Genomic DNA, 20,338 nt, shown 5'->3' on the forward strand with positions numbered 1-20,338 from the left:
GTTATTTTGTAAAAATTCTACATAAAACAAAGCTTGGAGTTTAATCCAAGCTTTACTAGTGCGAATAATTCAATACTCGATCATCTGCAAGATTTGTGCCAATTGGACATTTTTGTGAATCCCTTCCATATTGCCACAGCCAGACATTTGCTTTACAATTCGGTGTTGCTGGATTATATCGCGGTGCCTTTCGTTCAGATGTTACTCCTGTTTCAGGTTCAGCACTCCAGAGAATTGCTTGAACAGCAACTTCATTATTTTGTTGAACGGCTTGGCAGTATGCTTGTGAAAAGGCTCCTTTTACAGGATCATGATAAAATCCTGAGCGATAGCCCGATGGAATAAGAGTTTCAACCCAGCCCCTAACCCAAGCAGCATCCACCTGAAAAAAATGCTCAATGTTTGCAAATAATACTATGCTTTTCGGAAGACCTAATCTTCTAGCATGGAAAACTGCATTTCTCGCAGCAATTCTCGCTTCTTCATAGCCAACTGCCTCTGTTATCACATTGTAAATCGGTAATATTTTTATTCCACGACTCCTAAGAAAGTCAATTTCCTCTTTCGTAAGCCCACTTGAAACATTTGGTCTTTCAGTTAAGTATCTTCCCCAATATTTAGGTATACCAAATGTATTTTTTACACAGTCATATAACTCTTGATCAACCGGATTAGCTGAATCTACACCCCAAACTTTGCGTGCCAGAGACCTCACACCCTTTCTCTCTATCCTCTACCTATATATATGAGCTATAAGGTTGTCTCAAGCATACAACCTGAATAAGTTTGAACTTTTCATGACGTTTGACTAGTAGAAACTATACGTTTCATGATGATCAGAATATCTCATCTTTATCTTGTATGAATAAAAGCTGGGTATGCCAAGATAATAACGACATATGCAAGAACTCAGCAAATGGGATTAATCACCATTAATCTACGGTAAATCTCTAAATTCACGAAAAGAAATGCATTTTGGTTGCTCTCTTGATATAATCCATTTGTAAATCGTATAATGCGGTACTTCCCTTAATCTTTACGGTCAGTTATCTCTCACCTAATATTATTGTTTCGCTTCAATTTGAGATAAGGTTTTTCTGCCGTTAAGAATGGGATAAACGATTCAACGGGATGGGCTGAGGGTTACTTTTAAGGAAGGATATCATTGAATAAATTTTTTCAAATAAAAGATAACAAGACAACAATAAAAAAAGAATTACTTGCAGGTACAGTTTCATTTTTTACAATCGTTTACATCGTCGTCGTTAATGCATCAATCTTATCTGACGCTGGGATTCCATTAGAAGCTGGCATTATTGCGACTGTATTGACTTCAATTGCAGGCTGTTTCATTATGGGACTGTATGGAAATACCCCAATCATTCTTGTACCAGGAATGGGTGTCAATGCGTTATTCACCTATACAATTGTTTTAGGTATGGGATTATCCTGGCAGGAAGGGCTAGCCGTTGTCTTTGTTTCCGGCCTATTATTTACAGTTATTGCATTTACAAAGTTAGCAAGGATCATTTCGGAATCCATACCACACTCTTTAAAAGAAGCAATTACAGTTGGAATTGGTTTCTTTTTAACATTTATTGGATTACAAAAGGGTGGTATTGTTGTTTTAAATGAAGAAACGTATGTAACTTTAGGAGACATTAGTCATCCTACCGTTGTGCTAACTTTTATCTCATTGCTAATAACTATTGCATTGTTTGCCAGGCAGATTCCAGGTAATTTCCTAATTAGTATCCTGTTTGGAACACTTATTGCAGGAGTTTTTGGTCAACTAACTTTTGATTTTACATTACCATCTAAAAGTGCAATCTTTGCTTATCAAGATGTTTTTGCCGCTATGTCCTTTGCCCGAATTGCTGATCTTACATTTTGGACAGCAACTTTTTCCTTAACAATGGTCATTGTTTTTGAAAATATTGGACTGGTGTTTGGACAGGTCCATATGATTGATCGACCACAGACCTTTAAACGATCATTTCAAGCAAATGCATTATCAACACTTACATCTGCTTTATTCGGTTCAAGCCCTACTGTAAGTACGGTCGAGACAGCTGCTGGAATTACGGCAGGTGGACGGACTGGATTAACATCTGTCACAACAGGGATTTTATTCTTGAGTTCTTTACTCTTTTTACCTTTCATTAAAATGATTCCTGATAGTGCCATTGCTCCCATTTTAATTTTAATTGGTGGCTTAATGATACAAAACATAAAAAATATTGATTTGGATGATTTTAGTGAGAGTTTTCCCTCTTTTTTGATTATCGCGTTAATTCCATTTACGTATAGTATTGTAGACGGAATGGCATTTGGCTTTATTATGTATCCATTTCTAAAGATCGTATTAAAAAGACGTGATGAAATTAAGCCACCTCTTTATTTTATTGCAATGTTATTTTTACTTAATTTTATTTTTCATTCATTTAAGTAAAGAACAAAAGCGCAAGCGCCTTGATCAGCCTAAAGCAGGCATAAGACGCGCATGAATAGAGGGCGTACTTTGCCTTCAATATTCATACGTGGCTAGACCTTAGAGTGGCCGAACGCTTGCGCTGGATGTCTTGCGCTTATCCACAATACAAGAATGTTATATTTTTCTATAACATTAAAAAAGTAAAGCTGGTTGTAAATCAGCTTTACTTCTTTAATTTCACTATTTTTATGTACACCTGAGACCACCTATAACGATTGCATTCGTTCATAAAGGACTATCACCTATTAATCTCCTTTTGCATATCGTAACCTTGAAGGTTCATGTGAGAAAGGAGAGAAATGAATATGTATCCATACTATCGTCAATTTATGATACCTATGCCTGGTTTTCCACCATTTGGTCCTGGTCAACAGCAACAGCAACCGCCATTTGGTCCTCCCGGTTCCGGGCAAGGAGGTGGCTTTGGTGGTGGCCCCGGCCAAGCAGGTCCACCATTAGGCCCACCACCAAGTACAATTCCTCCTGAGCAAGGTCAAGGTCAATTTGGGGTTTTTGCTGTCGATCCAGGCGGTATTCGAGGATGTCTATACCGTTTTACGTTTATTCGTTTGAATAATGGCCGTTCATTTTGGTACTACCCAACGTTTGTAGGAAGAAACTCAGTAGCTGGTTACCGTTGGAGAAGAAATCAATTTCGTTGGCAATACTTCGGAATAGATTTAAATCAAATTCGTTCATTCAGTTGTAGTTAAGAACAATAATAAAGCGCTTTGAGCCCCCTTATAATTGTTATGCCAATGGCTCGAGCCTTATTATCTTCATCGATTTTATTATATGTTAGCAAGTATTAATAGGGGCAGTAGGAATCTGCCCCTTTTTTCACAATATAATGTATTCTATAATAAATGCTTTCGGTAATTATTGGATGCCCACTCTCAACTAGTAGCTTCCAATCCTGTATGTTGCATGCTATAACTTTGTCCCCTTATGGAAACGAAACCAACCCATTTTGTGAAAAAACAAAATCATAACTACACTAATAAGTAGCATAATTGCCAGGACAATAAAATAACTGTACTTCCCCGCTAACTCAGGCATGTATTCAAAATTCATTCCATAAAGTCCAGCAATAAATGTTAACGGTAGAAAAATTGATGACATGACTGTTAACGTCATCATGACTCGGTTCATTCGATCAGAACTAATTGATAAGTAACTATCCCTTATATCTGCAGACAATTCACGATTTGCATCAATCATTTCTACTAGTTTTAACAAATGATCATAAATGTCTTGAAAATAAATATGTTTCTCCATCAACGAATTGAGTCTAGATGATGAAATAATCCGATACAACAAATCTCGCATTGGAATAATCGTTCTCCGGAGCTTATTTAACTCGGAACGAACATCGAACACCTGCTCCATTAATTCACTAATTGTCCGATCACTTGTATTGTCCTCAACCTGATTAATTAGATCCTCTAATTTATACACTGGTGGAAAATATTCATCTACAAGATGATCTATTAGATGATACATAATTTGCATTGGATGATTTTGGAGACCTGGCTCTTTTTTAACACGATGCCAAATATTATTTACATCACGGACAGGTTTTTTATGAAACGTTACGACAAAGTGATCTGAAACGAATAAATCTACCTCATCAGCCTCATTTGTTTGTTGATTAATTGAGTGAACAACAACAAAAAAATAATGATGATAAAAATCCATTTTTGGTCGCTGCACAAACTCAAGACAATCTTCAATTGCTAAAGGATGGAAATGAAAAAAGCTGGAGAGGAGCATTATTTCATCTTCTGTAGGTTCCTGAAAATCTACCCAATACCACCCTATATCGTAGTTTTTTAATGAATTAAGTGGAAGATCATAAATAACCTCTTTCTCTACCGTAATTGCTAAAGTACGAATCAAACGCCTCACTACCCTTTGTATCTGTTTCTTTATCACTATGCCCTCAATACTTACGGACTAAACGAAAATTTCAACAGGTCATTTCCCCACGCTTTTTACAAAAAAAGATGACATCGACATAAAAGATGGTAAAATAACACCATACCTACATTCTTTCACAGTTGAAGACAAGCAATCGTTTCAATTAAAAGTTGAAAATCATGGATTTCATATCGGAGGTTAGCGATGGAACATTTAGTAAATTCAAGAGTAAAACAAATTGAGCTTTCAGGGATTAGAAAGTTTTTTAATATGGTTGCCGATTATGATAATGTCATTTCCCTTACAATCGGACAACCTGATTTTGAAACTCCACAACATGTGAAAGTTTCTGGAATAGAAGCGATTCAGCAAAATTATACGACATATACTCATAATGCTGGTTTTCTTGAACTCCGCGAAGCAGCGTGCCAATTTTTAAAAAGGAAATATGGTCTTACATACTCGCCTGAAAATGAAGTTATTGTGACAGTGGGAGCTAGTCAAGCAATTGATTGTACATTTCGCACTTTATTGGAAGAGGGTTGTGAAGTTATTTTACCAAGTCCAGTTTATCCTGGTTATGAACCACTAATAAAACTTGCTGGCGGGAAACCTATCTATGTGGACACGACTCATAATCAGTTTAAATTAACTGCAGATTTACTTGCTCCTTACTTAAATGAAAAGACAAGATGCATCGTTCTTCCATACCCATCAAATCCTACTGGGGTTACTCTTGAGGAAGATGAATTAAAGGAGATTGCTGAATTAGTAAGAGATAAAAACATTTTTATCTTATCTGATGAAATTTATAGTGAGCTCGTTTATGGAAAACATCATCAATCAATTGCAACTTATTTACGTGATCAAACGATTGTGATAAACGGCCTTTCAAAATCACATAGTATGACTGGGTGGAGAGTTGGTTTATTATTTGCTCCACAAGCGGTTTCACAACATTTATTAAAAGTACATCAATACAACGTGTCATGTGCTTCGTCTATTTCGCAAAAAGCGGCAATTGAGGCACTAACTTCAGGTATAGATGACGCTATTCCTATGAAACATGCCTATGAAGAACGGTTAGAATATGTATACAATCGTCTAGTTAAGATGGGATTTGATGTCGTTAAACCCAATGGGGCTTTTTATTTATTTCCATCGATCAAGAAATTCAATCAAACTTCTTTTGATTTTGCCTTATCACTTGTACGGGATGCGGGAGTTGCTTTAGTTCCTGGTAGTGCTTTTTCAGAATTCGGAGAAGGATATGTGCGACTTTCATATGCATACTCCATGAATCAATTAATTGAGGCAATGGATCGGATTGAAAATTTTTTAAACACAAAATAATGTTCTAACTAAAACAGCGGGGATTAAGCCGTTGTTTTAGTTTCAACCGGCTTACCGTCATTTCAAATCAGCTGCATGGTATTTCAACTGTGAACATACTGCCTTCCCCTTGTTTGCTTTCAACAAAAATCGTTCCATTGTGCTCTTCGATAATTTTATACGTAATCATTAAACCTAAACCATTTCCTGTTTCCTTTGTCGTAAAAAATGGCTCGCCAATGCGATCTAATAATTCAATGGGGATTCCCACTCCTTCATCCTTAACAATTATTCTTGCACTATTATCCTCTCTTTTTGTATGGACTAATACTTTCCCACCCTTAGGCATCGCATCAATTGCATTTTTTAATAAATTAATAAACACTTGTTTTAATTGATTCTGGTCACAATGAATAAATAAATTTAGATCCTCATGTTTTTGCTCGAAAAAGACACCATTCAAATTAGCCTGTGTTTCGAGAAGCAAGGAAACATCTTGTAGCAATGATACTAAGTTTATTTTTTTTATATTTGCCTCCTGCGGCTTTGCTAGCATTAGTAGTTCGCTTAAAATCAATTCAATGCGATTTAATTCGGAAAAAATGATTTGAAAATATTGATGGAAGTTTTCCAAATCTGGAGACATAATTTGCAAGAAACCTTTTATTGCTGTTAATGGATTACGTATTTCATGAGCAATTCCTGCTGCAAGTTGACCAGCAACGGAGAGCTTTTCCGAACGAAGCATCAATTCTTCTGTTTTTTTACGATCTGAAATATCTCGTAAAATCACTTGAACGGCCCGCTCGCCAAAATATGTTGTTGGAATACAAACCATTTCTGTGTAAATCGTTTTATTTTTTGACACATTCCAAGATTGATGCGTAATCTGAACATCTGTTGCACCATATAAAATGCTTTCAAATGATTCCCTCACCTGTTGATGATCATTAGGATGTAGATTGTCAAATATGTTTTTTCCTAGCATTTCTGCATAATCCAAGGCATCGAAAAGTTTTACACCTGAATCATTAACAAATACCCATTTATCTTGGTGGATAACCGCAATCGTATCAATGGAATTGTCGATCAATCGTTGATATCGTTCTCTACTTGCTTGAAGAATTTTCTGGAAGTTTCTTCTAGAGGAAATATCCGTCAATGCGATTACTTCAGCTTTTTGCCCTTTTAAAATGGTAGGATTAGATGTAACTTCAACATGAATTGACGTCCCATCAATTCTTTTCCATGTTTGTTCAATGATACCTACTCTTTCACCATTTTGCATTCTATGAATTCTATTTTTAACAACACCATGAAAGCTTTCATCAATAAAATCAACAATCTGTCTTCCAATTAATTGATCCTTAGAACTTGCTCCAAGTAAATCTTGAAACATCTTATTCACATGTCGAATCTTACCACAAACAGAAATATATAACGGACTAGGAACATCCTCTAACATGAGATCACCATCTATATAACCAATTTCATAATTTTCTACGCCCTCATCATGACGCTCGCTAGATTGTTCATTAAGAGCAGAATTTGTATTTAATGTGCTCATTTTTAGAACAATCTCTTTGTCTTTTTTCATAACTGTACTTTGAATAAATTCTACAGTAGCCTCAAACCATATATACCGTCCCATCCCGTTTAAAAACCGGAATGTACTAGGGTGCAAATGATGCTCATTATAAAAATAACTTTCAATTAAAAATAAGTCTTCACTATGTATAAATTCCTTTATATACTTCCCAATCAATTCGCTGTTAGCGTACCCCATCAGTTCAATTGAATTTGAAGAAACGTATTGAAAGCGTCCGTTTGAAGAAACTACAGCATATATCTGTACATTTTGTACAATTTGATTGCCGTTTGTTGTCGTACGATCCATGGCTTAACCTCCATTTCGTTATATTTTTACTAGTGATTACCGTAGTATGCAACGAATTTTTTAAAGGTGTGAATGTGTAGCTATTTATCAATGGCAATGATTCAGTCACCACTACTATTTTGCCCGTTGGAAGAATAAATAATAGAGTTATGTTACTATGTTATTCTATTTCTACTAATAGAAATCCTTTTTTAGGGAATTATAAATTTTTCATTTGAATCATAAGGCAAGACTTCCGTCAACGGGAGAATATTGTTTGGAAATTTGCATAAAACCCTATATTATAACTAAGTCTACGGTGTTATTATATTTTGTCAATATATAACGGATTATTTCATCTAATCGTACTACTTGTAATCTATTATACTCTTACTTATCAACCAAGACTTTCGTTGCAAAAATAACGTAAATAAAAAGAGACAAAATGCCTCTTTTTATTTACCCTTTAAACTTTCCATTATTTTTCGATGCTTTTTCTTTTTTCGCTTTGTCTTTATGGATTTTATTTGTTGCTGCACTACCAAGCTCATGACTAAATTCTGAGTCAATCACACTTGAGTCAAATCCTTTTTTATTCTTTTGCTGTGGATCATTTTTCTTTGTGCGCTTCGCCATTTTTTCACTCCTTTTATTTTCACAAGCTTAGTATGTGAAAATAAAAAGGAATTATGTGAATTGGGTTAGGTTATAAAAAACACAGATAATGTCTATAAAAAGATCAAGAAAAAAGAAGAGGAATTACTCCCCTTCTTTAGCTTTATTGTTCGGCTCTATTTCTGTGGTTGTTACATATTTCTCTTGTAATTCGGCATATGCTTCGACTATTCGTTTAGCGATTGTTTTATTTGTACCCGTGTCAGTTACAGTCCATGGCACAACAATACTGAAGGCTACTTCTGGATTATCAGCAGGATAATATCCGACAAAATTATGGTTATTTGTCTTTTTCCCCCAATAATTACGATTAGGGCCATAATATAGAGTTTCCGACGTACCTGTTTTACCTGCAACACTCGTTGGAACGCTCCCCTTGGCAGTCCCCGCCGACGTTACAAGTTTAAATCCTTGTTGCACACGTTCAATTTCTGCCGCACTGTTGTTAATTCTATTTAACACCTTAGGCTCTTTATCAACAGCGACCGGACCTAGGCCAGGCTCTTCAATCGGGGCATGGATACTAGTGACAAGTCGTGGTTGAACACGTAATCCACCATTTGCAATCACTGATACATATTGTGCCATTTGAAGAGGTGTATAGGTGTCAAATTGCCCGATTGCAATATCTAAAATTTTACCAGCTTCACCCGCTGCGGGCTTACTAATTAAACCAGCTGATTCTTGAGGTAAATCAATACCAGTTTGTACTCCTAAACCAAATTGCGCAAAATAATTTCGAAGCGTTTGATAATCCTTTGATGTTATATTTAACGATCCATTTCTCACATACGTTTCGTCAGCAATTCTTAATGCTATATAAAACATATACACGTTTGATGATTTTTGTAAAGCAGTTAAATCACTCACCATGCCAAGATCTCTATACGATCCTTTTCCTTTCGGCATACCTGCAAAGTACATCCTTGTATCATAATAACGCTCACCCATTGGCATACCATCTTGGTAGCCCGCAAGAACAGTCGCTCCTTTTACAATCGAACCGGCCTCATATTGTGAAGAAAATGCGCCAATTGCATAGTCTTGCATTTTGCCATCGACGATTTGCTTACCTGTCATTGCTAGCACATCACCTTGAAATGGATCCATCATCACAACAAAAGCACGGTCCATTAAAAAGTTCCCTGACGCTCTTCTAGCTGCTTGTAATTCTTCTTCAACAATTTTATCGACCTTCATTTGTAATTCGATATCAAATGAAAGCTTGAGGTCATACCCTCTTTGCCCTTCATCAACAACTTTCTCAGAAACAATTCTTCCACTATTATCAGAGATATACTCAACCTTTGCTTTTCGCGGATTTAAGTAATCTTCATATTGCTGTTCTAAGAAACTTTTCCCAACACGTTCGTTACGTGGATAACCCCTCACTGTGAAGTAGTCTTGTCGATCTGAAGGAATCCCTTGTTCCGGTGTCGTAATTCCGCCAAAAATTGGTCTTAGGGAATCATCATACGGATAATCTCTCCCCCAATCTGTAATAACGTCTACACCTGGGAGGCTTTCTAAATTTTCAGCAACAATTGAAACTTCATTTTCCGACAAATCCGTTGATTTTACGACCTGTGGCTCATATTGATAGCCAGAGGAGAACCGTTTATAAATATAGGCAAGTTTTTGCTCCTTTAGATTGTTTTGAATCGCTAAGACTTCTTTTTCAGGAACACGCTCAACTTGTAATTTATATGTTTCGGATGGTTTTAACGTCAATTCTTTTTCGGTCAGCAGTTCCTCTGCTTCATCTGGATGTGCAGCTAGCCAATAGTCACGGAGATCCCGTTCTTTTAACTCTTCCTTTAAAAAATCGGACTTAAAATTAATATACTCTGAAAGTTTTTTTGCAGTCTTGATTTTATCCGATGTTTTTGTTGTTTTGTCAACAGTGTATGTAATTGCTGGTACACTTTCGTTATCAACAACCACTCTGTTGTAGCGATCATACATTTTCCCTCGTGGAGCAGGGAGCCTTGCATAATCTGATTCTGTTCGCGATACTTCTTTTGTAAACTCTTCGCCTTGTACAATCTGAACAATTCCCAAGCGAACGACTAGGGCAACAAACAGAATAAAGACAAGAAAAAAGAATACATTTATGCGGATATACCTTGATTTTCTTAGTTTACGCTGCTCAGAGGCATTTGCGCTTTGTTCTGCCAAAGTTGGTTTCCTCCTTTGCTATGGTGGTACTAAATCTCTATCGTAAAAAGAGTCTATTTATCATTTTTTAGTCCACCTTTTATTTTATCACTTACAATTGTGAAGTAATAGCAGTAGATTTGAAATTAATGTGAATATAAAAAAGCGGAAGCGCCTTGTTCAGCCTCGGGCAAATAAGACGCTCAGGAATAGAAGGTGTTCTCTGCCTTCTATTCCTGAGTGGCTGTAGACCCAAGAGGGGCTAGGCGCTTCCGCTGGACAATTTTCGAAGCCAATACTTATAAATTCTGATATAAAAAAGCAAGCATTGAAAAGGACAATATGGAAACTCATATTGTCCTTTTCAATCTATATTAGACGTATCTTAGGCTAAAATGTTTCAAAAATCAATATTTTTTTGGTGATATTCTTCTTTTTAACATTATCATATCCATGCAACGAATCCCATTTTCGATAATCACTTCACGATAGTTTTCAATAAAGTAGTTCTTTTTTATTGTATCGATGCGGAATCCACATTTTTGATAAAAGGCTAGTTGATCTAAGCTGGAATTTCCAGTACCTACTAACAGTTCTAATTTTCCTCGACTTACACTACTATTGACAGCGAATTCTATCAACTTCTTTGCAATCCCTTTTCCTCGGTACTCTTTTCTAACAGCAAGATTCAAAATTTCATCTACAGTCTCTTCTAAAGAAACAATGATAATAATCCCAACAACCTCATGATTCTTCTCAGCTACAAAGCATATACCTTTATCAATATATCCATCTATCTTTTCACGAGAAGGATCAGCTTCTAACAATAGCCCATATGGTACCGGCTCTTGTTGAAAAAGTCCTCTTATGATGATTGCCATAGCTTTAGTAATGCTTGGGTGCCGCTGTTTTCTTCACCTGATTCTGCCAGTTGTTCATAAAGCTGATGGGCAAGCTTTAACCCAGGTGTTTTTACGCTCATATTAGTCGATTCCTCAAGAGCTATTCCCATATCTTTTATAAAATGTTTGACAAAAAATCCTGGTTCAAAATCATCTGCTAGCATCCGTGGCGCCAGATTACTAAGAGACCAACTACCTGCAGCTCCAGTCGAGATACTTTTTAATACATTGGTCGCATCTAAACCTGATTTTTCAGCATAGGCGATCGCTTCACAAACACCGATCATTCCAGATGCGATGGCAATTTGATTACACATTTTCGTGTGCTGGCCTGCACCCGCTTCACCTTGATACACAATATTTTGTCCCATAACTTCAAATAATGGCTTGCATTGCTCAAACGCTTCTTTTGCTCCGCCAACCATGATCGCAAGTCTTGCTTCTTTTGCACCAACATCTCCACCTGAAACTGGTGCATCAAGCGCGTAAATACCTTTAACGCGAGCTTGTTCAAAGATTTTTTTGGCTAAAGTTGGCTGTGAGGTGGTCATATCAATCACATATGTACCTGGTTTTGCACTTTGCAAAATTCCATCCTTGCCCAAATAAACCTCCTCTACATCCTTTGGAAATCCAATCATTGTAATGATGATTTCACTATCTTTTGTCAGTTCACTAACCGTTTCCTTCCATTCCGCTCCTAATTGAATTAGTTCATCCGCCTTTTCCTTCGTTCTTGTATAAACATTTAAAGGATAACCTGCTTGTATTATATGCTTTGCCATACTATTTCCCATAACTCCAAGTCCAATAAATCCAACCGTTTGTTTCATTTTCGATTTCCTCCTCATCCAGTAACTTCCGAAACCCGCTAAACAAAACGATTTCAATCCCCTGTAGATTAAATCGATTTCAACATGCCCCCATCAATTAAAAGAGTTTGTCCCGTCATATAGCTATTGGTATCTGAAAGTAGAAAGCTTACATAGTTAGCAAATTCCTCAGGCTCGCCATATCGACCTAACGGAATTGTTTGCTTCATCGTTTCTTCGACTTCTATTTTTGTCATACCTTGTTTTTTTGCTGCAATTTCCTCTAAAAATGCTAATCGTTCGGTTGCAAATCTACCTGGTGCAACTGTGTTGATCAAAATATTATATGGGGCAAATTCGCGCGCTAGTGTTTTGGTTAATCCAACAATTCCTGTTCGAAACGTATTTGATAAAATAAGACCTGGAATCGGCTCTTTTACTGACGATGAGGCAATATTCACGATCTTCCCACCATTTTTCTTCATATAAGGTAAAACTTCTCTCGTTATTCTAATATAACTCAAAAGATTCAACTCAAATGCATGCTGCCAATCCTCATCTGTCATCTCTTCAAATGTGCCTGCAGGTGGCCCTCCAGCATTGTTAACAAGTAAATCTATTGAACCAAATTCACTTATTGTAGCTGCCACAAGGTCTTGAATCTCGTTCTTATCCTTAATATTACAAGCTTTATATTCAATTCTGCCTATACTCGTAAGCTCTAGTTCTTTTTTTACGTTATGTAACTTTTCTTGTTCACGACTTGATATCATCACATTTACGCCTTGTTCAGCAAGCTTATTGGCAATTGCTTTTCCTAAGCCTTGGCTTGATGCGATAATAAGTGCATTTTTCCCTTGGAATCCATCTTTCATTTTCCTACACCCCAATTGTATTTGATATACTTATTTTAACACGACCTTTTTTGATACTAAAGCAAAGCATCCTGAAATGTGGTTAAACCTGCTTACCTTTATTGAGGGGATTTTTATGGAATTGGCTAATATTTTATATCTTTTCGCTAGTAAATTTGACTAAATTTTAGCTTTTCACTCAGAACGAAAGCGCAAGCTCCTTGATCAGCCTCGGGCAAATAACCCAAGAGGGGCCTGGATGTCGTGCGCTTATCCACAGTACAAGTATTTTATAGTTTCCTATAACACAAAAAAGCACAGATGCTGACCGGTATCAGGCGCCTCCTGTGCTTTTTTCACAATTTTATGACAGAAACATTTTTTCTAATTCTAGTGGTTCGATGTATTCGCCGTCTTTGTATGCACGCATATTTCCACCTGAAATTTCATCGATTAGAACGATTTGCTTATCTTCTCCGACACGACCAAATTCAAATTTGATATCGTACAAATCGATTCCTTTTTTGGCAAGCTCTTCTTTTACAACATGGCCAATTTGCTGAGTAAGTTCTTTTAGCACTTTGTATTCATCTTTCGAGAGGATGCCAAGCATATCGAGACCATCTTCACTAATTGGTGGATCCTGACGTTCGTCATCTTTCAATGTCACTTCCACGAATGCGTCCAATGCTTGTCCTTCTTCTGCATACATGCCATACCTACGTAGAAAACTTCCTACCGCCCGATATCTACAAATAACTTCAAGTCCTTGACCAAATACTTCTGCAGGCTTAACGGTCATCGTTGCTTCCTCGATATTTGCGTCGACATAATGTGTCGGGATTCCCTTTTCCTTTAGTCTTTCAAAAAAGAACTTCGTTAATTTTAAACCCGCGCGTCCTGCGCCTTCTAATGTCAGGCCAACAGTGTTCGCTCCTGGGTCAAAAACGCCATTTTCTCCTGTTACATCATCTTTAAATTTAAGTAGGTAATTCCCATCTTCTAAAGCATAAACATCTTTTGTTTTTCCAGTGTATGTAAGTTTCATGTTCAAAACTCCTCGTTTATTTAGTACATTTTTCATCGCTTCGCTCATATTATAATACAAAAAACTACAAAATAAGCTAATCTTATTAAATTATCCTGTTTTTTCGAAAAATTTTAAATTATGCTTTTTCATAATAGCTACAAACAACTTGAGCAACTGATTTTGCTGCAACGAGTAAAGCATCTTCATCGATATCGAATTTCGGATGATGATTGAAAAAAGCTTTATCTACTCCTTTTGGTTTACAACCAATATAGAAGAAACAACCAGGGATTTTTTCTAGGTAATAAGCAAAGTCTTCTGAGCCAGAAAGCATTGGATATTCAAAGACTTCCTTAATATCTGAATCATTTATCGCTTCAAGACTTGCCACAACATTCTTAGTTATTTCGGGATCATTATATAGTGGTGGATAATCTGCTGTATACGTAAGTTCACATTCCACACCAAATTCAACTTCAATTCCGTGAACAATGCGATGAATCTCATTGTCGATTAATGCTTGATTCTCGACTGTCATATAGCGAACATCACCATCAAGTTCTACACGGTCTTTAATTACGTTGAATGTACCTTTTCCATCGAATGAGCCAATTGTAATGACACCCATATCAAATGGATTTAAACGACGGCTAATGACAGTTTGAACTGCAGTAACAAAATGAGCACCGGCAACAATCGCATCATTTGCTAGATGTGGGGAAGAACCATGTCCTCCAATACCTTGGATTGCCAATTTAAAAAACGTTCTTCCAGCCAATGAATAACCGCTACGATAACCGACATAACCTGCAGGATGTGTTGGGAACAAATGAATGCCAAAGACATTGTCTACATCATCAAGAACACCAGATTCAACAATGCTTTTTGCTCCACCTGGAGGCACCTCTTCGGCATGTTGATGAATGATTTTAATCGTACCAGCAAGAGATTCCTTTAATTGTATGAAGCAATCAGCAAGAACTAATAAGTATGCGGTGTGACCATCATGTCCGCACGCATGCATAACGCCCTCATTTTTCGATTTAAACGGAACATCTGTTTCTTCGACGATTGGCAAGGCATCAAAATCTGCCCGTAAACCAATTGTTTTTCCGTGTTTCCCTCCTTTGATTGTTACGATGATTCCATGTCCATTTCCGACATCTGTTTGAATTTCTACGTCTTTTCCTTTGTAAAAATCGATAATATATTGTGCTGTTTTTTCTTCTTTAAAAGACAGTTCAGGATTTTCATGTAAATAACGACGAATTTGAACTATTTCTTCTTTACGTTCTTCTAACAGTTCCATCAAACGCTCTCTCATCGACTTTAATCTCTCCTTTTTGAATAAAAATAGGGCTGAGAGCTTATCTTTGCTCGCGTGCCCATTTTAGAGAAATGCTTAATTTAGTCTATTTCATAATAACTGCAAACCACTTGCGCAACTGATTTCGCTGCAACAAGCAGTGCATCTTCATCAATATCAAACTTCGGATGATGATTAAAGTAAGGTTTTTCAACCCCTTTTGGAGTACAACCAATATAAAAGAAAAAACCAGGAATTTTTTCTGCATAGTAACTAAAGTCTTCTGAGCTTGACATCATTGGGTATTCTTTGACTTCCTTAATTTCAGGTTCATTCATACTTTCAAGACTTGCTTTAACCATTTCGGTCACTTCTGGATCATTGTACAATGGCGGATAATCTGCTGTATATGTTAATTCACACTTCACACCAAATTCAACTTCAATTCCACTAGCTACCCGATGTACTTCCTCATCAATTAACTTTTGTGTTTCAACAGTCATGTAGCGTATATCACCTTCAAGCTCGACACGATCTCTAATCACATTAAACGTACCCTTCCCATCGAATGAGCCGATTGTAATAACCCCCATATCGAATGGATTTAAGCGACGACTAATGACTGTTTGGACCGCTGTGACGAAATGCGCCCCGGCGACAACCGCATCGTTTGCCAGATGTGGAGAAGAACCATGTCCGCCTGTTCCTTGAATCCCTAATTTAAAAAAGGATCTTCCAGCCATCACATATCCACCACGATAGCCAACTTGACCTGCTGGCCCCATTGGCAGTACATGGATACCAAAAATATTATCTAAATCATTAAGCTCACCTGACTCAACAATACTTTTTGCTCCACCTGGTGGTACCTCCTCGGCATGCTGGTGAATAATTTTAATCGTACCTGATAGGGACTCTTTTAATTGAATGAGACAATCTGCTAGCACTAGTAAATATGCAGTATGAGCATCATGACCGCAAGCATGCATGACACCTTCGTTTTTTGATTTAAAAGGGAGATCCGTTTCCTCAACAATTGGGAGCGCGTCAAAATCCGCACGTAAACCAATTGTTTTCCCTGGTTTTCCGCCTTTTATAGTGACGATGATCCCCTGTCCATTGCCTACCTCTGTTTTGACTTCTACATCTTTCCCTTTATAAAAATCAATAATGTATTGAGCCGTTTTTTCTTCCTTAAAAGACAACTCGGGGTTTTCGTGTAAAAAACGACGAATTTTAATCATTTCTTCTTTTCGTTCTTCTAACATTTTCATCAATTGAGCTTTCAAATATATCCCCCTCTTTTATTATGAAGGAATTAGGAGTTTTCGTAGCCAGTTCATTCATAATTCCTTCATATGAACTTATGATTGTTCATCTTCTGAAATTTTTACTCAGTTACTTCTTTTAATCGTACAGGTTTTCCTGAATCTGATGTTCTTCCTTCAGTTCTTGGTAGCATGACGATAATTGAAATTAATGCAAGGACTGCAAACACAACGTTTGTAATAATTCCTGCTGTCGCAGCCATTTCCAGACTACTAGCTTCAGCAATCGTAGCATAGATCGCCGCAGAAATCGCAACTCCGAATGATCCACCAAGTGAGCTTGCCATTTTGTAAATCCCTGAAGCTTCCCCTACCTTGTTAGAAGGTGCGTTAGATACAGCAGTATCGGTTGATGGTGTTGCATAAATTCCAAGTCCTAACCCGAATAATGCAAACCCGATAAACACAACAACGGTGTAAACGAAGCCTGGTAAGAACGTTAAGCCCATGACGCCTACACCTATACCAGTGATAATTGTTCCCCAAATCATTGGCTTTTTCGCACCAGTTTTTTGCAATATTTTTTCACCTACGCGGATCATTGATAAAACCGCAACTAAATACCCAAGAGATAACATACCGGATTGAAAAGCCGAAAACCCCCTACCCACTTGTACATACGTATTCGCAATAACAAGTGTCCCAGCTACAGCATTTAATAAAAAGTTTGAAATCGTCGCTCCCGTATATGGTTTATTTTTAAACAGCGAGAAATCAATAAAACTTGCTGCTTTATTTTTTTCAATAATAATGAATACTACTGCTCCAATGATTGTCACTGCCATAAGGATCAATGAAAGTGGGCTTGTCCAGCCAAAATCCCCACCTTGTGTAATCACTAAGTTTAAAGCAACCATTGTGATAATAAATAGAATAAAACCACTAATGTCGAATTTGGCAGAAACGGTTTCCCCTCTACTTTCAGGTGTATCTTTGATTAAAAGCATCGCAAGGATAGCAAATACAATCGAAAAGATGAAAATCCATCTCCATCCCATATATGTTGCAATCGCTCCCCCAGCAAATGAACATACACCTGAACCACCCCATGATCCAATTGACCAGAAACTAAGTGCACGTTGACGATCTGCTCCTTCAAAATATTCCTTCATTAATGCAATCGTAGCAGGCATGATACATGCGGCAGAAAGCCCTTGAATAATCCGGCCGATAATTAGCAACAATGAACCCTGCGCAAATATGAGGCACAAAGAACCGATTACACTTAAAACTAATCCTATATTTGTGAATTTCTTACGTCCAAGTTTATCAGCTAACCCTCCAGCTGCAACTATAAATATTCCAGAGAACAATGCTGTTAAACTAATCGCTACATTTAGCATACCTAACGAAATTCCTAAATCATCTTGTACGGCTGGTATCACATTGACCATTGACTGGGCAAAAAGCCAAAACGTAATAACACCGAACACGATACCTGTTATCATTTTATTTGTCCCTTTATAAGCTGTTTCCATTGTTCGACCTACCTCCATAATAGTTGGATTGAGGATAAACAATCCCCCTTAGATTTTCCAGTTTAGTTCTCGCTTAATATTTACAAATCCCATTATAATTAATCTAAAAAAGGATCATCATTTATGAAAACAACTTGCGATGACGATATTAGAAAAGATTCCATTGATAGCAATCCTTCATTCTCATTCATATCCAAGAACAGTTCTCTACTAGCAGCTAGAATTTTATAATTTTCTTAGCAAGAACAAAAGCGCAAGCGCCTTGATCAACCTAAGGCAGGTATAAGCCACGCATGAATTTTATAATTCCTAAACGATAAAAAACGACAGGTATGAACCTGTCGCTAAAATTGCTACTATGAATTGATTGCTCTTTATTCGCCTAGCTCTTCCTTCTTCAATGTTGCTTCAATACCTGCAAGTGCCTCATCTGCATCAGAGCCAGCAGCAATAATTTTTATTTGAGATCCTTGTGGTATACCTAAAGACATTACACCCATAATAGATTTAAGATTTACCGTTTTACCGTTGTATTCTAAATTTATATCGGCGTCATATTTGCTAGCTGATTGCACTAATACTGTTGCTGGACGTGCATGAATTCCTGTTTCTGCGATTACTGTAAATGTTTTTTCTGCCATTTTTCATCAATCTCCTTTAATATATATCATACTTCTACAATACACTATTTTATCAGTCGCACAAAGTAAAAGACAAGTGCTACATAAATAACTATCCAACTTATTGTCGTTTTCAGACACAATTATGAACAGCTTTATAAAGAAATCTACTTTTCTTTAACCAACCTTAAGAAGACGTCATTTTAGACACGGAAACAAAGGAATAAAAATGACATTCATCATCATGCCGGTTTTGGAACATCATCCAAAGACATCACGACTAGTTAATAATTCCACAAATAATGTTATATGTATAGGGAAAAGTATGGTAGAGGTGATTAAGTGTGAGAAAAACATTTACCTGTATTCTTCTTTTTTTCTGCATAAATTTATTTTTCATTAGTCAAAACATAGAGGCAGCAAATGACACGATTAAAGTATTAGATATTGAAACTAGTACAGTTATAAAGGAGGTTCCAACATCTTCAGATATAGATGGGGATGTGAAAGAAGCAATCAAATCAATTACACAAGTGACTGTACAAGCAAAACCAGTGCCTAAAAAAGGTTACTTAATAAAAATCCCTTTAACTAAATCACTAAAAGTGAAGAATAAATGGTTTGATGATATCGTGAGCGAAGTTTTACTTTTATACAACCCATCAACAAAAAGACAAGGAAAGATCATTTTATACAATGATGAGAATACCCCATTATTTTTTGATATCGACTATGATTTCTCTCCGCTTTTAAAAAAAATAAATTTACAAGAATAGAACGGGGTTTTCTTTATCCCCATCACTAAAACCTTAGAGATAAGGTATTACTACCCGTTAATACGATATTAAAAAATAAATTATGTATATACTTTAAAATTTTTGTAAACATTAGTTAGCGGGTTACTATTGGAGGTGAAAATTATGGCAAAGAAAAACAATAATAGCAAAGCACAACAGCTTCAACAACAACAAAACCAAGGTCTCGAAACCGAATTTTCAAGTGAAGTGACACCGAAGAAAGAGAAAAAACAAAAAAATAATTCCTAATCAGAGGCGGCTTAAAACCGCCTTTTCATTATTCTTGCTTATTTGCATCATCAAACAAACCAATACAGGGACATTTGCTCACATTGCATTATTTCATCCTAAACTTTTGTTTAATGGTCTACCAATGCACAGCAAATGGGAAATTTTCGAATTTACTGCTTTCTCGTTAACACAATATTTGTTTTTTTCATTCTATCCAATGTATTATAAGCAATCTTTACTTTGGCAAGAGTTCCTTTTAAAGCTTCTTCATGATGAGAATGTTGTGATAAATACATAACTGAGAAATCATACAATGCTCTAGCAAGTAATTCGACTGCTTTATCTTGTTCGCTCATAGTTTTACCTTTATGATCTTTGACTGAAACTCGAATAATATCCTCTGAAATCTCTTGAATTAACTTGACTTTTTCTTGCTCATTCATCTTCATTCTCCCCTTTCAAAGTTTAAACTAAAGGAATCCTGATTCCTATCTCTGCAAAAATCATTTCTCACTACCATCATACG

Annotated in this window: 19 protein-coding genes; 5 read left to right on the plus strand and 14 right to left on the minus strand. The window is 36.6% G+C overall.

What is annotated here, in order from left to right; translation table 11 throughout:
* Positions 1-55: 55 nt before the first annotated feature.
* Positions 56-706, minus strand: a complete 651-nt coding sequence (locus tag K9V48_RS00935; protein WP_224136109.1) for a glycoside hydrolase domain-containing protein — start codon at positions 704-706, stop codon at positions 56-58.
* A gap of 459 nt (positions 707-1,165) precedes the next feature.
* Here K9V48_RS00935 and K9V48_RS00940 point away from each other — a divergent pair, with 459 nt between their 5' ends.
* Both K9V48_RS00940 and K9V48_RS00945 read left to right on the plus strand, forming a co-directional pair.
* Entirely contained in the window at positions 1,166-2,452 is a 1,287-nt protein-coding gene (locus tag K9V48_RS00940) for an NCS2 family permease (RefSeq protein ID WP_224136042.1), read from the plus strand.
* A 347-nt stretch (positions 2,453-2,799) separates the two neighbouring features.
* On the plus strand, positions 2,800-3,207 hold the full coding sequence (locus K9V48_RS00945; protein WP_438803853.1) for a transporter: 408 nt from the start codon (positions 2,800-2,802) through the stop codon (positions 3,205-3,207).
* Between the two features lie 217 nt (positions 3,208-3,424).
* Here K9V48_RS00945 and corA read toward each other — a convergent pair whose 3' ends face one another.
* Entirely contained in the window at positions 3,425-4,402 is a 978-nt protein-coding gene (corA, locus tag K9V48_RS00950) for a magnesium/cobalt transporter CorA (protein ID WP_224136113.1), read from the minus strand.
* A gap of 216 nt (positions 4,403-4,618) precedes the next feature.
* Here corA and K9V48_RS00955 point away from each other — a divergent pair, with 216 nt between their 5' ends.
* The gene (locus K9V48_RS00955; RefSeq protein ID WP_224136044.1) at positions 4,619-5,767 is read left to right on the plus strand and encodes an aminotransferase A; all 1,149 of its coding nucleotides are present in this window, start codon (positions 4,619-4,621) and stop codon (positions 5,765-5,767) included.
* 67 nt (positions 5,768-5,834) lie between these two features.
* Here the strand turns inward: K9V48_RS00955 and K9V48_RS00960 are convergent, their stop codons facing one another.
* The 11 genes from K9V48_RS00960 to K9V48_RS01010 form a co-directional block, all read right to left on the minus strand.
* Positions 5,835-7,643: a PAS domain S-box protein gene (locus K9V48_RS00960; protein ID WP_224136046.1), complete on the minus strand. Its 1,809-nt coding sequence runs from the start codon at positions 7,641-7,643 to the stop codon at positions 5,835-5,837.
* A 438-nt stretch (positions 7,644-8,081) separates the two neighbouring features.
* Positions 8,082-8,258 carry a hypothetical protein gene (locus K9V48_RS00965; RefSeq protein ID WP_224136048.1) on the minus strand — a complete coding sequence of 59 codons (177 nt, stop codon included), beginning with the start codon at positions 8,256-8,258 and terminating at the stop codon, positions 8,082-8,084.
* A 123-nt stretch (positions 8,259-8,381) separates the two neighbouring features.
* Positions 8,382-10,475, minus strand: a complete 2,094-nt coding sequence (locus K9V48_RS00970; protein ID WP_224136050.1) for a peptidoglycan D,D-transpeptidase FtsI family protein — start codon at positions 10,473-10,475, stop codon at positions 8,382-8,384.
* A gap of 386 nt (positions 10,476-10,861) precedes the next feature.
* Entirely contained in the window at positions 10,862-11,335 is a 474-nt protein-coding gene (locus tag K9V48_RS00975) for a GNAT family N-acetyltransferase (RefSeq protein ID WP_224136051.1), read from the minus strand.
* Positions 11,320-12,189, minus strand: a complete 870-nt coding sequence (locus K9V48_RS00980; RefSeq protein ID WP_224136053.1) for an NAD(P)-dependent oxidoreductase — start codon at positions 12,187-12,189, stop codon at positions 11,320-11,322. The genes K9V48_RS00975 and K9V48_RS00980 overlap by 16 nt, the downstream gene beginning before the upstream one ends.
* 68 nt (positions 12,190-12,257) lie before the next feature.
* A complete protein-coding gene (locus K9V48_RS00985) occupies positions 12,258-13,043 on the minus strand; it encodes an SDR family oxidoreductase (RefSeq protein WP_224136055.1) in 786 nt (261 codons plus the stop codon).
* Between the two features lie 343 nt (positions 13,044-13,386).
* The gene (locus K9V48_RS00990) at positions 13,387-14,070 is read right to left on the minus strand and encodes a phosphoribosylaminoimidazolesuccinocarboxamide synthase (RefSeq protein ID WP_224136057.1); all 684 of its coding nucleotides are present in this window, start codon (positions 14,068-14,070) and stop codon (positions 13,387-13,389) included.
* 118 nt (positions 14,071-14,188) lie between these two features.
* Positions 14,189-15,376: an amidohydrolase gene (locus K9V48_RS00995; protein ID WP_224136059.1), complete on the minus strand. Its 1,188-nt coding sequence runs from the start codon at positions 15,374-15,376 to the stop codon at positions 14,189-14,191.
* A gap of 83 nt (positions 15,377-15,459) precedes the next feature.
* Complete coding sequence (locus tag K9V48_RS01000; protein WP_438803854.1) at positions 15,460-16,632, minus strand: amidohydrolase; 1,173 nt, start codon at positions 16,630-16,632, stop codon at positions 15,460-15,462.
* Positions 16,633-16,748: 116 nt separating this feature from the next.
* On the minus strand, positions 16,749-18,164 hold the full coding sequence (locus tag K9V48_RS01005; protein WP_224136063.1) for an MFS transporter: 1,416 nt from the start codon (positions 18,162-18,164) through the stop codon (positions 16,749-16,751).
* Positions 18,165-18,538: 374 nt separating this feature from the next.
* Positions 18,539-18,805, minus strand: coding sequence for a phosphocarrier protein HPr (locus K9V48_RS01010; RefSeq protein ID WP_111615208.1), 267 nt, complete (start codon positions 18,803-18,805; stop codon positions 18,539-18,541).
* Positions 18,806-19,128: 323 nt separating this feature from the next.
* On the opposite strand from K9V48_RS01010, the gene K9V48_RS01015 reads away from it, so the two are divergent.
* Positions 19,129-19,560, plus strand: a complete 432-nt coding sequence (locus K9V48_RS01015; RefSeq protein WP_224136065.1) for a hypothetical protein — start codon at positions 19,129-19,131, stop codon at positions 19,558-19,560.
* 144 nt (positions 19,561-19,704) lie between these two features.
* The gene (locus K9V48_RS28940; protein WP_263432682.1) at positions 19,705-19,830 is read left to right on the plus strand and encodes a hypothetical protein; all 126 of its coding nucleotides are present in this window, start codon (positions 19,705-19,707) and stop codon (positions 19,828-19,830) included.
* Between the two features lie 152 nt (positions 19,831-19,982).
* On the opposite strand, the gene K9V48_RS01020 is transcribed toward K9V48_RS28940, so the two are convergent.
* Positions 19,983-20,255, minus strand: a complete 273-nt coding sequence (locus tag K9V48_RS01020) for a hypothetical protein (RefSeq protein ID WP_224136067.1) — start codon at positions 20,253-20,255, stop codon at positions 19,983-19,985.
* Positions 20,256-20,338 lie beyond the last annotated feature (83 nt).

Source organism: Metabacillus rhizolycopersici, assembly GCF_020075705.1.